This is a genomic window from Alicyclobacillus tolerans, assembly GCF_900142255.1.
Taxonomy (GTDB): Bacteria; Bacillota; Bacilli; order Alicyclobacillales; family Alicyclobacillaceae; genus Alicyclobacillus_I; species Alicyclobacillus_I tolerans.
The window spans coordinates 1-12,305 of the sequence record NZ_FRAF01000037.1; the positions used below are offsets into that span (position 1 = coordinate 1).

Here is a 12,305-nt window from a genome sequence, read left to right on the forward strand (position 1 = left end):
AAAAATATATAGTGATTACCGTTCTCTTCCCTTGTCCTGCAAGGGATCGAGGTTAATTTCCAGCAGTGCGGTAATCACTCGACGATCATAGGGTGTTTTTAAAAGAAAAATCGAAATCAAAGTCAAAAAAGGTCAAAATTTAAGTTAAATCAAATTCATTTAAGTCGAGATGTCGAAAACGATCTCAAAAATCAATTTTTGAATCGACGATCTACATACCCTGATCGTCGAGTGATTACCGAAGCGAAAAAAATGCCCGTAAAGCCAAGTGGCACAAGGGCTGAGAACGGTAATCACCAACTTTTTCGAGTGATTACCGCACTTGAAAAATGCTGAAAAATCAAGGGTTTTGAAAAGTGCTGGTGATTACCGAAAATCGCATTGAGTGATTACCGAATTCGAATTTAATGATTACCGGAGTGCAAAAATATTCCTAGGAACACCACAAAAAACAGAAAAAGGTTAGTGATATCTATCCATTCAAGTTAAATGATTGCTAACATTAGCCAAACTAAAACAGTAAATGAAGTCTATCAAATACCAGAAGCCAACCTATACATGCAGAATCAACCATCTATAAAACTAAAAAATCACGATATTCAGTATATTCTAACTCGCATTTTTCTTCATTCAGAGCGATAGATTGGCATGAATACAGGGAGGGGGTATGTGTGGCGTTTCTCACCTCCGTCCCCTTCTTTAATGGGGTGATGGTGTGGCCGGTTATGTGCGATTGCGGCGTTTCGATGTGATCCGCAAAGACTTATTCATCCTTGGGTTCATTCTCGTCACTGGATCGCTGCTCTTGCACAGCGTCTGGTGGGAGAAGAAGGCGGGGGTTGTCCCTGTGCCGACATTGCACGACGTGCAACTCATGGTGAACGGTGAGAATTCGGGGGGTTCCTGGCTAACCTATACGAATCCAGCAACGAGCCAGCCGATTCTCCATACTCTACCCTTGCAAAACGGCAACCTGACTGCACCGCCTTATGTCTTCGCATCCCGCTTCCTGGTCACCATCACACCTGCTGCGCCTCGTCCCCCGCATGCACCTCATGAACACAAGACTCCGGATGATAACGGCTTGTTCGATGAAATCCTGACGTTGGCCGCATCGGTTGCCGTGAAACCTGTGCCGGGCGGATTTCAGGTGTGGGCGGCCCCAACGTCCAATGTGGCGGCTTTGCGAGTGGATGGTCGCACCGTGCCGCTACGCTGGAATAAACCCGTTGTGGTGACGGTCTCCTCACTCTACACCGTGGAGGTAGTAGGGAAAGGCTGGACAGCGATGTGCAAATTCGACCTTGACAACCCCTTCTTTTCGAGCAACAATGCTCGACATTAAATCCTCAAATGTTCCATAAATAGAAAAAATATCAATTTTGAGAGGATGGCGGTGGTTTCATGCGTGTCTATTTGTCTGGGCCGATGACGGGACATCCAGAGTACAACTACCCGTTGTTTCGGCGGGTGGCGGCATTGCTTCGCGAAGATGGCATCACGGTGGCCTGTCCCACCGAGTTAGGTTTGGCTCCGGTACTTCCGTGGGAAGCCATGATGCACTCCGCGCTGCAACTCCTTCTTCAATGCGAGGCGATTGCTTTGTTGCCAGGGTGGGAACATTCGCGAGGCGCAAGGCTGGAAGCGGCGATAGCAGCTTCGCTTCAGATGGAAATGGTACGAGTTTCAGAGGAAGGCGTGTTTTCTTCGATGACGGAAGCGGAAAGGGAAATCCTGGTGACGATGCTGGACGCCTTGCGGGATTCCCGAGAGGCTGTATGTGAAGCGGCTCCTACTGCCATCGAATCATGAAAGGAGAGAAGCAGTATGTGGATGGAGCGACAAAATAGTACAGATACCACTTTAACCGCGCACTTGAATCCTTTGGAAACCCAAGCCTACGGGTTTCCGGAAATACGCCTTGTGGCCGAGATGAGTACAGAAGAGTTGCAACGGATGAGCGCGGGAATTGAAGCGGTGTATCGAGTTCTTTTGGAAAACGGCTTAGGACCAGATTTTCCGAAAAGCGTCGGGGAACGTGTGGTTGTGGACATCTCCGCAGACGCAGAAGGCGGGCTTCACCTGACGTATCACGTCCCGACGGAAGCGAAAGTGCCCGTAGAGCCGCAAGAAGAAGAAGAAGAAGAAGAAGAAGAAGACGACGCCACCGATGCTATTTGGCTCACGTTTTCCGCTTTTGACGATGTGCTGGATTATTGTCAGGCGTATCCCTGTCTACCGGATGCCGCACTCTTGAAGTATGAAGGATTTTATGTTCTCGATTTTTTGCATCAACCAGAAGGAAATGCCTGGACGAGACGCTGGGAATATGTGGTGGAGAAAACGTGGTCGGCGAGGGAACTGTATGAAAACGCCCGCTGGCTCATGGAGTTTGGTGCAGTGGAGCGGTTGAGCAGGGCGGCAGGAGGTGAAAAACAGCGTTGAATAAGTTATAAATATATACAAAAGCCTGATTATTTTTTATAATATATTCAGGTGATGAAAAATGAAGTTTTATACGATACACGAATTCTCTAACTTAATAAATCGAACACCACAAACCCTTCGGAACTGGGAAAAACGTGGAATTCTCATTCCCCATCATAAAGGGCCGAATGGGTATCGGTACTATTCAGAAGAACAACTGAATGAAGTCATTGGTGTCAATCGAAAAGAACGTATCGTCATTGGTTATTGTCGTGTATCGAGCGCGAAACAAAAGGATGACTTAGAACGCCAAATTGAAAATGTTAAAACGTATCTGACAGCACAGGGAAATCCTTTTGAAATCGTATCTGACATTGGAAGCGGCATTAATTACAGCAAGAAAGGACTACAAGAATTAATTCGTCGCATTGAACACAATGAAGTTTCAAAAGTTGTTGTGCTTTACAAAGATCGTCTGCTTAGATTCGGCGTGGAGTTATTAGAGTATATCTCTTCGTTGCACGGTACAGAGATTGAGATTATTGACAGCACGGAAAAAACCGAAGAACAGGAACTGGTAGAAGACTTAATCCAAATTGTCACTGTATTCTCCTGTAGGCTTCAAGGAAAAAGAGCGAACAAGGCGCGGAAGATGATTAAGGAGTTGTCTTCCGATGCTTAAAACCTTCAAAGTCGAATTGAAACCAAACAACAAGCAACGTTCTCGTTTGTATCAATCGGCTGGAACGGCACGATGGGCGTACAATTGGGCACTCGCGAAGTCCAAAGAACACTACATTCAGACAGGCAAATTTCTGTTCGACGGAGAGTTGCGTAGACAACTGACGCAACTCAAGAAGACACCAGAGTTTGCGTGGTTGTATGAGTACAGCAACAACGTCACGAAACAAGCGATTAAAGATTGTTCCATCGCATTGAAGAACTTCTTTAAGCACAATGCACAGTTTCCTGTATTCAAGTCGAAACGTCGAACGAAACCAAGTTTCTATCACGATCCGATTAAACTCAAAGTGACGAAAACGCATGTGCAGTTAGAGAAAATTGGACGTGTGAGGCTCAAAGAACATGGTCGGATTCCAGTTGGTGTGTCGCATCAGAATCCGCGCATCACTTGTGATAACGGGCGATGGTATATCAGTGTCGCGGCAGATGTCGAATGCACAAATGATGTAGAAATATCTGAACCCATCGGAATTGATTTAGGTGTGAAGGAATTGGCTGTCGTGTCAGATGGTCAGGCGTTTAAAAACATCAACAAAACACGAAGGCTGAAACAACTAGAGAAACGCAAAAAGCGACTCCAGCGGCGTGCGAGCCGTCACTACGAGAGGATGGTGAAAACCCGTTGTAAGAAGTCTCGTGGCTTACTCAACCTTGAGAAGCAGATTCGCTCAGTCAACAAAAAGATTCGTGACCAACACACCAATCATATTCATCAGATGACAACGAGACTGGTGAAAGCCAAGCCAGAGTTCATTGTCATTGAGGACTTGAATGTAAATGGAATGCTCAAGAATCATCGACTTGCAAAGGCGATTCAAGATAATCGACTTGCGGAAGTTAGACGACAACTTGAGTACAAATGCAATTGGTACGGCGTGAAGTTGATTGTAACTGACAGATTTTATCCATCATCGAAGCTATGCTCAGACTGCGGACACAAGAGGACAGACTTGAAACTGTCTGACAGGACATACCGCTGTTCCGAATGTGGCATGACGATGGATAGAGACCTAAATGCCGCAATCAATCTCATGCAATACGGAATGCGCGAACTGTCAGCGTAAACGACAACACGCCTATGTACCGATTCGTTGGTCGGGAATTGAAGCCCTTGGAGCGTCACACAAACGAGAGTAGCTAAGGCGAAATCGGACGCGCTGAATTGGGAAAAGAGCGAAAACCATCAAGGTTTTATAAGTTTCTTGCAACGGAGAAGAAAAATGGGTTTAATCAACATCGGTTCGCGCCCGTCCTACGTGGCTTTAGATGCGGCTTTTGCCGTTTTGGGTGCGCAAAGTGCTTTTTATGCGGCATTGTTTGACGTGGAAAGTGAAAAAGTGGTGCGTGTCTGGAAGAACCATTTTGACATGAAACTTCGAGAGGGCGATCCCCTTCCCGAAGGAAGCAGTTTGGCAAGGAAAGCTCTGGAAAGCTGGACGATTCAGACAGGGTACTACCCCGCTGAGCAAAGTGTTGTGGGGGTGACGTATCGCGGTGCGGCTATCCCTGTATTCGATGAAGAAGACGATTTGATGAAATATATCTTAGGCTTGTACCAACCCTATCGAATGGACGAAGTAAACAAATATTCAACCATTTTGCAAAACGGTCTCGCTGACGTGGCGATGGCGGGGGAAGGGTTCGCCCAAAACGCCGCAGCGTCTGCCGAACGTGCGGAAAGAATGGCAAAGGAAGTCATCTTGTTAGCCGAACACAAAGACCGCCTCACAAACCTTATTCGTTTTTTGCGAGAGTCTGCCGATGAACTGGAACTTTTGGGACTCAACAGTGCCATTGAAGCGGCACGATTGGGGACGGCAGGAAATCCGTTTCGAGTGATCGCAGAGCGGATGCGTAATTTCGCGCAAACCGCCAAAAAAGAGTCCCGACAAACGGAAGAGGATTTACGGCATATGGCAGAAGAAATCACCAACTTGCAAAGTATGGCGGAAGTGATGGCGGCAGAAGCCGAGGAAAAGGCGGCAACGAGCGAAGAATTAGCGGCGGCGGTGCGGGGGATGAGCGATACCGCACAGGCGTTACAACGTTTGATGGAGCAAGTTTTGTGAAACACGGATGCCAGGTTGCGTTGAGTGTCGCGGTAGCTGTGTTGGTGTTGCCGGAGTGGTTCAGTTTTTGCAGTGGGGCGGATATTTGGATACCCATTTCCTTGCAAGAATGCAGAGTGGCGGGCGTTGCGGCTCTGATGGCGGGTTTTACCTTTACGGGTATGAAATTTGTGAGGAAGAGGGTCAAAATCTTTGAACGCTGTAAATGACAAACAACATCCAGGGTTCGCCCGTGTGAAGGCGGCGGTCTATGACTGGGCACAAGAGACGGATGATTCGGTAGAAAACGTACTGGCCTTTTTGGGGAGAAGGCCAACTTTGGGATTGGCGATGGAGCTACTTGGCGTAGATGGCCTGGCGGAACGGGTAGCCTTGATGGCCTGGCTGAAAGATTGCGGGTTGCCTGTCCCTCGCATCACTCGGAGGGAACAGCGAATCATGGATGATTGGAGAGATGGCTTATGTTTATCATCGCGTGCCTTGTCCTCATAGCCATTTGCGCTGCAGGGTTGCGGGAAATCGGGAGAAATCGATGAACCCGATGCACCATCAAAGACTGGCGATCCTTTGGGCCTGGAGAGTCAGAGGCAGGGCGCAGTCGATGCGTATCCCTATGGAAGATGTGTGCCAGGAAGCGTATGTGGGGCTTTGTTTAGCCGCCGCAAGATACCGACCTGAATTAGGCGTTGCGTTTTCCACGTTCGCCACCGCTTGGATTCGAGGAGTCCTGGAACGAATGTTCGCGCGGGAGACCCGCACAGGCGCGAAACTCAAAAACGTTGCGCGAAAAAAGTTGAAAGAACAGCCGGAAGAAATGTGGATGTTTACAGGAAAACGTGTGGATTTGGATGAGATCACAGAGGTGGACGAGTTTCGTTTTGCTTCTATGCCCATCGATGAAACGCGGGTAGAAGTGCAGGAAGCTATCGGCTTGTTGCCGCGAAACGTGCAGCAGACGGTCTGGCTACGGGTACTCGGATACAACACTTACGAAATCGCGGCCAGACGAGGGCTCTCACAAAAACAGGTCTCTTTGCATCTCAAGCAGGCAAGGACATCTTTGGCTCCGTACTTCGGTGTGGACGGCACAGGACGAAGCCCTCGCACCGTATCTTTGCAAGCTCCGCCTTCGCCTCCTTCTTTATCAAATGCGCCGTAAAACCCCTTGCTTTAGCACTGGGGATATAAGGCGCATTTGATAAGGTTTCAACGTCCATCATCCCATCTGTCTTTTTTCTCTCACAAACACAAAAAAAGGCGGTCACTCAGCCCTGGAAACATTCCTAGGAAACCAAGTGACAGCCTTTGCTGAACCCCTTCAGACTCCATTCAATCGGGTATTGAAATTTCGTGGTGAAAACTCGACTTTTGCATACGATATTTCATACACCTGGTACAACTGGTGTCTTGAGGCTTTGGGACACTCCTATCTCTACGGATCCATCGTAAAGACGGCAGATCTAAACTCAAGCGCAAAAAAAAAAAAAAAAAAAAAATTAAAAAAAACATTAAAAAAAACCCCAAAAAAGATTGCATGTTAAACGCACATGTGTTACAATAGAGACATCAACAGAGGATGACAAATACCAAAAAAAGGGAGACGATAACAATGACAAAGATCGACATTACGCGCATTGAAGCCATCAAGGATCAAAAAGCACCAGTCTACATGCACTACCAAGGTCAGTACAGTGCCCAACCTGCATTTATCGCGCTGGATGAATATGGGAATGTGTCGGCTGATTACGAATCAGAAGTTGGAAGTGGGATGCCAGAAAGTGTTTATCATCGTCGAACCCTGCGCTTCCCGATTGCTCCGAACTGCTCGGGAGAAATGATTTACCAAGCAGTCATCAAAGCCATGCACGACTTGCAGTTTTTACACGATGAGCATGTCGTGGAGCACGACGGGCATAACTGGGTGGAGTATTTATCATCCGATGCGGCTTACTCCACCCAAGACAAACTGCATAGCTTTTTTGCCGAAACTTGTTGCGGAGACATAGATATCTATGACGCACCCGACGACTTTTTCAATGATTGTTCCGATAACTGGATCGATCCTTTCATTGAGCACCAACAACAGGGTGACCTGGAAGCCTACGTCCAAGAGTGCATGGAAATGATCGATGAAAATGTTCTCTTGAATTTTGATCTGGACGAAGCGGTCGAGTACATTTCTAAACACATTACAAAAAAGTGTTAAAGGTGGTGATGTTTGGTGTCAAAACGTAAAAAAAGAATGAAAGATATGTCCGTCACCGTGGACGGTGTAAGGTACTTGTCTCTCGGACAAATCGAAACGGAATTGAATGTTTCACGCGCTGCTATGGACCGTTGGGTGGTTTTCTGGGAAAAAACAACCGATGAGGTACGACAAAAAATTCCTGTTCCCTTTCCGCCGTATCGCCGTGATTTGCGAAAAGGTGCGCGGATTTTCATTGCAGAACAGGATGTGCCTGCACTTAAAAAATTCGCATCACAAATCAGCTACGGTTTTTTCTCCTCTCTCGACTCTGAAACCTGGTATCAAATCACACATTCACCCTTGCGAAAGGATGATGAGCATGGAAATCGTCGAACCCATTCGGGTTGACATCCTTCCCCTGCCTTTAGGCATGGGGATGATGTCAATAGGGGGGTGTGATTCGGTTGAGGCAACCTGATGATGAGGAGTCCAAACGTATACCGGATTGGCTGAAAGTTCTGGTACTTACGTTATCTGCGATTCTCGGCGGTATGGCAGGCGTATTTTTGCACGGACGCGGATTTTGAAAGGAGTGGTGGCTGGTGCGGGAATCCGGGATACAACGCAACATTCTGAAGGCGTTGAATGCCTTGCCCCAGACCAAGGCGATCAATCTGCACGGCAGTGCGTATATGGAAGCGGGGACTCCCGATCTTTTGTGTGTGTCAAAGGGGCGTGTCTATTTCTTAGAAGTCAAGCGCCCCGGTCATAAGGCCACATCCATTCAACAGCATGTTCAGCGTGCCTGGAGGGATGCAGGGGCAAGGGTAGCGGTGGTCACCAGTGCCTCGGAAGCATTGCAAGTCGTGTCCCAATCTTATCCAGATTCTAATGAAGGCTGAACGTCTTGTGTTATCGTGTAATCGAACATGTGTTTGGTATTGAGAAAGGGGTTTTCGCAGGATGAAGGTGGATCGGCTGAAGCTCTTGTCGGCGCTCAAGGCAGCGCAACAGGTGGCAGGGAGAAGGACGCTCGATCATGCGCCACAGGCGGGGGTAGCGAAAGCAAAAGTAGAGCAGGGGACGCTCAAGCTCACGGCGATGGGCGGGGGTGTGACGGTCGTGGAACGACTGGAGGTATGGGATGTCAAGGAGAACTGGAGCGGTGTGATTGCGCTGGCGAAGTGGCTCAACCTTCTATCGCGTCTGGAAGAGGATGATGTCAGGCTCGAAGTGAGTAACGAGAAAATTCGCTTACGCTGCGGTGCGGCCAAAGCGGAGTTTGCCCTCTCCGATGTGCCGTATCCAGAGATGCAGGAGCCGCCAGGTGAGCGCATCCCTGTGGAGAGGAACCTGTTGCAAACGTTGTTGCAGGGCGCACCAGCGTTCTGGCCGAAAGAAGGCGGCAATGGAGATCAATATGTATCTGGAGAAGGCGTTGTTCTTGGTCTTCGAGAGGGACAGTGGATGGTTGAGAATGTAACGCGGGATGGGAGCCTTTGCTACCGTGGGGTGCGGACAAGTGATGCGGGAATGGATGGACAAGCCTATCTCACAGCGTCAAGTGCGAGAAGTCTATTGGCGCTCTTAAAAAATATGGCCGAACCCACGGTTTTTCTGTCGTTTCTACCGACACATTTGGCGGTGTTCGGAGAATCCCGATGGATGTTACTGGAGCATAGCGCAGGAAAGCCGCTTCCGTTGGAAGGGCTTTTGCACGCTCAAGCGGAATGTGTGTTCCGTGTCTTTGCTACACACTTGGAACAGGCGGCTTGGCGGCTTTTGGCGGTGCTGGAGGATGGGCCGTCGCATCGCCCCATGTTGGAATGGCGGCAGGGGACGCGGATGGACGAGTTGCGAATTAGCGGCGTAGACGATGCTGGAGAATATGAAGAAGTGTTAGAAATCCAACTAGAGAAAGGGACGTTGGCGCAGGCTTCGTATCATGCCAGGCGGCTCCAGATGGCCCTCTCTCATATGAACGGAGAGATTCGGGTGGAGAGTTGGGCGGGACAGGTCAACGCGCCTATTTTACGAATCCAAGGTGATGGTTTGACCTATGTGCTAGCGCCCATACTGCGACGTTAATCCAGGATAGGGTGATGGGTATGGATGGCTTTCGAAAACAGATGATCGAACAGACAAGAGAAGCGCTGGCGGTAGCGCGAGCGGAACACAGGCGTTGGCAACAGAGAATGAAAGCAGAGAAGACGAAAGAAAACATGCGGGCATTGCGGATTGCCAAAGGCACGGTACGTAGTTTGGAGTGGGAACTGAATTACCTGGAAAAAGGCGGGGAGCGCCCTTGTGGGCAAACGCTGGTGGACAACGAGTTTTGGAACCGCGCCTGCGGGACGCTGTCGACGGAGCCGTATCAGGCTCTCTTTGGTGGCAGGGAAGAGACAGCCGCCGCAACGTACAGCGATGTAGAACTTGAAATGGCGAGACATGAAGTACGAGTGCGGCTGACCTACAATGAGCGGGTGGTGTATGAGGCGTATCAAGAAGGCATGACTACGCGGGAAATCGCCCACGTATTAGGTGTTTCGACGGCCAGTGCAAGGGATTATCTGCGTCGCGCAGAGCACAAGCTGTCGGAGGCAGAGTCGTTGCAGATGCCTTTGCCGTTTCGCTCCTAAGCCTTGCGATTTAACAGCAAGGCTTTTTTAGTAGCCAAATAGACTGAGTTGAATGGCTTCAGATGGCTCTTCGGTGTCCTGCAAACTCTCTACATCCGATAGATTCCATAACCCGGCACGAAACCGGGCGATTTTGGCATACATCGGTTCACGTTCAATTCCCGTCGCCTGGCATCCTTCAAGTACCGCCGCTTTGAGGGTACTGCCACTTCCGCAAAAAGGGTCCAGGACGTGACCGGCTTCGGGCGTGACCAGGCGAATCAGCCAGCGCAAAAGAGGCGTGGGTTTGCTGGTAGGGTGTGGATTTCGTGCCACGGTTTTTCGTATTGTACGACTTTTACCGGTTCCGGTATGCTCCATACCTTTATGGCGCGTAGGCATTTTGGCAGAGAGCTTCGGAGGCACAGGAATGGTTCGTCCAAAGACGTCCCTGTCCCGGTCATCGGATGTGATTTTGACCGACAGGGTTTTCGGCGTCAGGTTCTCCACTTGATCCACACCAAAGTAGGGATGTGTCCAGTGGTCGGTATCCAGAGTGGCGACATTGGCCGGATAACGTCCCCTCACTTCATAGGCTGTCCGGGAAGAGGTGCCGTCCAGACTGCCAAAATGGGAACGACCGCCTTTCCATCCGGTTAGCGTCTTTCCAATGCGGCAACGGTCGACGAAATAAGCACCGACACCATAGCAGCGAAGGTTTTCTTCCAGTGTACCGATGAGCGGTTTTCGGGCGACGAGAACGGGTTCGTGCGCGGGTTTCAGGTCAGCACCAAGACCGGATGACAGGTGGTCGATGTGCCTGGCGCGGGCGATGTCAGGCATTTTTGGCATACCACTGGTGTAGAGCCAGATCAATTGATCCCGGATATCCAAACCGGCACTCTCCACGCCAAAGGCCAGCGCGTGATAGGTTTTCGTGCCCGCAAAGGAGAGGAGAAAACCGCCGGGCTTGAGGACTCGAAGAGCTTCTCTGGCCCAGGTTTCCACCCATTTGGCGTAGGCTTGGTTCGTGGAAAACGTGTCCCACTTGGCTCCATAGAAGCCAATCCCATAGGGCGGGTCGGTCACGATGCTGTCGATACTTTCCGAGGGGATACGTTTCAAGTGTTCCAGTGCGTCGCCGTTGATGATGTGTACTTGTGCCAAGGAGTTCGCCTCTTTCCGTGCAGGATGTTCATAGAGGAAAGAGGTGTGGACGTGGTCGCACTTCGTTGTGAGCGTGCTGAACGCGAAGTTGCTATTTTCGCTCATGAAACGATAAGATGAAACCAATATGGAAACGATGGCGTGATTTGATCTGAAAAGGTGGGAATCCCGATGCGCTGGATGGCAAAACTTTTGGCCATTTTTATCGTTTTACTAGCCATAGCAGGTTTCTGGATACCGCTCTTTTTTCCTCACGAAGAAATGGTAGAGCCAAATTTCCTGCTGACGGTTCTGGCGACAACAGGCGCTTTAGGTGGGATAGCTTTTGCGTTGTATGGATGGTATACATCACGTGAGATTCCTCGTTATATAGAGGAGTCAGCGAAAAAAATTTCTGAAGAGATGTGGCGAGATTTGCAACAAACCTTTTATCGACAACAGGAAGCTATGCAGAAAGTGATGGCATCCTATTCCGTTCAAGATGCTCATCAAAAAATCGACTTGTTAGAAAAGGCTATTGCGCAGGACCCTACGGTATATAACGCTTATGTGGCACTAGGTTATGTTTATTGGTATGAACTGAAAGATGTCATGAAAGCGGAAGAATGTTTTCGCAAAGACTTGGCCTATCACCCGGACAATGTTCAGTCGATGGCAGACCTGGCAGCACTGTTTGCAAGCGTTCAGGAATACCATGCTGCAATGCGATGGATACGAGAAGCATTACAGCACCAGCCGGCGTTGTGGAAAGATTTTGATACGGATTCCAGACTGATTCGTTTGCGGGAAACGCATCCCAAGGAATGGGCGGAACTTTTGGCACCTGCAAAAAAACATACTCAGAACCTCTAGCTCCCTTCGCCTCCTTCTTCTAGGGAAGAATAGTGTTCACCCGCACAGATGGAAACGCTTCTATTTCGTGGCTATTCTTTTGTCTATCAAAATGGAAGGCGGTAGAAAAAGAATGGCACACACTTCCTCGTATTGGATTTCTTTTATCACATCTCTCGTGACTACAATCGTTGCAGTGATCGGGTACAAGATTCATATGAGGTGGGACGCAACCGTGAAAATCAAGCAAATGCAATTTGA

At 49.1% G+C, this 12,305-nt stretch carries 17 protein-coding genes; 16 read left to right on the plus strand and 1 reads right to left on the minus strand.

Going from position 1 to position 12,305, the window contains the following annotated elements:
- The first annotated feature begins 715 nt into the window (after window positions 1–715).
- The 15 genes from BUA75_RS14570 (at window position 716) to BUA75_RS14640 (ending at window position 10,067) form a co-directional block, all read left to right on the plus strand.
- Window positions 716–1,345 (plus strand): hypothetical protein, encoded by a 630-nt coding sequence (locus BUA75_RS14570; RefSeq protein WP_072875316.1) that lies wholly within the window; start codon window positions 716–718, stop codon window positions 1,343–1,345.
- A gap of 71 nt (window positions 1,346–1,416) precedes the next feature.
- Complete coding sequence (locus BUA75_RS14575; protein WP_207549782.1) at window positions 1,417–1,812, plus strand: DUF4406 domain-containing protein; 396 nt, start codon at window positions 1,417–1,419, stop codon at window positions 1,810–1,812.
- Window positions 1,813–1,827: 15 nt separating this feature from the next.
- Window positions 1,828–2,445, plus strand: a complete 618-nt coding sequence (locus tag BUA75_RS14580) for a hypothetical protein (RefSeq protein ID WP_072875318.1) — start codon at window positions 1,828–1,830, stop codon at window positions 2,443–2,445.
- Window positions 2,446–2,506: 61 nt separating this feature from the next.
- Window positions 2,507–3,109, plus strand: coding sequence for an IS607 family transposase (locus tag BUA75_RS14585; protein ID WP_072875319.1), 603 nt, complete (start codon window positions 2,507–2,509; stop codon window positions 3,107–3,109).
- A complete protein-coding gene (locus tag BUA75_RS14590) occupies window positions 3,102–4,235 on the plus strand; it encodes an RNA-guided endonuclease InsQ/TnpB family protein (protein WP_072875320.1) in 1,134 nt (377 codons plus the stop codon). The genes BUA75_RS14585 and BUA75_RS14590 overlap by 8 nt, the downstream gene beginning before the upstream one ends.
- Before the next feature lie 156 nt (window positions 4,236–4,391).
- Window positions 4,392–5,240 carry a methyl-accepting chemotaxis protein gene (locus BUA75_RS14595; protein WP_072875321.1) on the plus strand — a complete coding sequence of 283 codons (849 nt, stop codon included), beginning with the start codon at window positions 4,392–4,394 and terminating at the stop codon, window positions 5,238–5,240.
- Window positions 5,237–5,449, plus strand: coding sequence for a hypothetical protein (locus BUA75_RS14600; protein WP_072875322.1), 213 nt, complete (start codon window positions 5,237–5,239; stop codon window positions 5,447–5,449). The genes BUA75_RS14595 and BUA75_RS14600 overlap by 4 nt, the downstream gene beginning before the upstream one ends.
- Window positions 5,433–5,732, plus strand: coding sequence for a hypothetical protein (locus BUA75_RS15740; protein ID WP_072875323.1), 300 nt, complete (start codon window positions 5,433–5,435; stop codon window positions 5,730–5,732). The genes BUA75_RS14600 and BUA75_RS15740 overlap by 17 nt, the downstream gene beginning before the upstream one ends.
- A gap of 49 nt (window positions 5,733–5,781) precedes the next feature.
- Window positions 5,782–6,399, plus strand: coding sequence for a sigma-70 family RNA polymerase sigma factor (locus BUA75_RS14610; protein ID WP_278247890.1), 618 nt, complete (start codon window positions 5,782–5,784; stop codon window positions 6,397–6,399).
- A gap of 450 nt (window positions 6,400–6,849) precedes the next feature.
- On the plus strand, window positions 6,850–7,446 hold the full coding sequence (locus BUA75_RS14620) for a hypothetical protein (protein ID WP_072875326.1): 597 nt from the start codon (window positions 6,850–6,852) through the stop codon (window positions 7,444–7,446).
- A gap of 15 nt (window positions 7,447–7,461) precedes the next feature.
- Entirely contained in the window at window positions 7,462–7,836 is a 375-nt protein-coding gene (locus BUA75_RS14625) for a hypothetical protein (protein WP_072875327.1), read from the plus strand.
- 47 nt (window positions 7,837–7,883) lie between these two features.
- Window positions 7,884–8,015 (plus strand): hypothetical protein, encoded by a 132-nt coding sequence (locus BUA75_RS16455; RefSeq protein ID WP_278247889.1) that lies wholly within the window; start codon window positions 7,884–7,886, stop codon window positions 8,013–8,015.
- A 15-nt stretch (window positions 8,016–8,030) separates the two neighbouring features.
- Window positions 8,031–8,330 (plus strand): VRR-NUC domain-containing protein, encoded by a 300-nt coding sequence (locus BUA75_RS14630; protein ID WP_072875328.1) that lies wholly within the window; start codon window positions 8,031–8,033, stop codon window positions 8,328–8,330.
- Window positions 8,331–8,391: 61 nt separating this feature from the next.
- Window positions 8,392–9,516 (plus strand): hypothetical protein, encoded by a 1,125-nt coding sequence (locus BUA75_RS14635; RefSeq protein ID WP_072875329.1) that lies wholly within the window; start codon window positions 8,392–8,394, stop codon window positions 9,514–9,516.
- A gap of 20 nt (window positions 9,517–9,536) precedes the next feature.
- Window positions 9,537–10,067: a sigma factor-like helix-turn-helix DNA-binding protein gene (locus BUA75_RS14640; protein WP_129583684.1), complete on the plus strand. Its 531-nt coding sequence runs from the start codon at window positions 9,537–9,539 to the stop codon at window positions 10,065–10,067.
- Window positions 10,068–10,094: 27 nt separating this feature from the next.
- Here BUA75_RS14640 and BUA75_RS14645 read toward each other — a convergent pair whose 3' ends face one another.
- A complete protein-coding gene (locus BUA75_RS14645; RefSeq protein WP_072875331.1) occupies window positions 10,095–11,213 on the minus strand; it encodes a DNA-methyltransferase in 1,119 nt (372 codons plus the stop codon).
- 159 nt (window positions 11,214–11,372) lie between these two features.
- On the opposite strand from BUA75_RS14645, the gene BUA75_RS14650 reads away from it, so the two are divergent.
- Window positions 11,373–12,065, plus strand: a complete 693-nt coding sequence (locus BUA75_RS14650; RefSeq protein ID WP_207549783.1) for a tetratricopeptide repeat protein — start codon at window positions 11,373–11,375, stop codon at window positions 12,063–12,065.
- Window positions 12,066–12,305 lie beyond the last annotated feature (240 nt).

What these genes read in the sequence shown, in the direction of transcription:
- BUA75_RS14580 (WP_072875318.1), top strand. Translation starts at nt 1,828, where the DNA reads ATGTGGATGGAGCGACAAAATAGTACAGATACCACTTTAACCGCGCAC.
- BUA75_RS14585 (WP_072875319.1), top strand. Translation starts at nt 2,507, where the DNA reads ATGAAGTTTTATACGATACACGAATTCTCTAACTTAATAAATCGAACA.
- BUA75_RS14590 (WP_072875320.1), top strand. Translation starts at nt 3,102, where the DNA reads ATGCTTAAAACCTTCAAAGTCGAATTGAAACCAAACAACAAGCAACGT.
- BUA75_RS14595 (WP_072875321.1), top strand. Translation starts at nt 4,392, where the DNA reads ATGGGTTTAATCAACATCGGTTCGCGCCCGTCCTACGTGGCTTTAGAT.
- BUA75_RS14610 (WP_278247890.1), top strand. Translation starts at nt 5,782, where the DNA reads ATGCACCATCAAAGACTGGCGATCCTTTGGGCCTGGAGAGTCAGAGGC.
- BUA75_RS14620 (WP_072875326.1), top strand. Translation starts at nt 6,850, where the DNA reads ATGACAAAGATCGACATTACGCGCATTGAAGCCATCAAGGATCAAAAA.
- BUA75_RS14635 (WP_072875329.1), top strand. Translation starts at nt 8,392, where the DNA reads ATGAAGGTGGATCGGCTGAAGCTCTTGTCGGCGCTCAAGGCAGCGCAA.
- BUA75_RS14640 (WP_129583684.1), top strand. Translation starts at nt 9,537, where the DNA reads ATGGATGGCTTTCGAAAACAGATGATCGAACAGACAAGAGAAGCGCTG.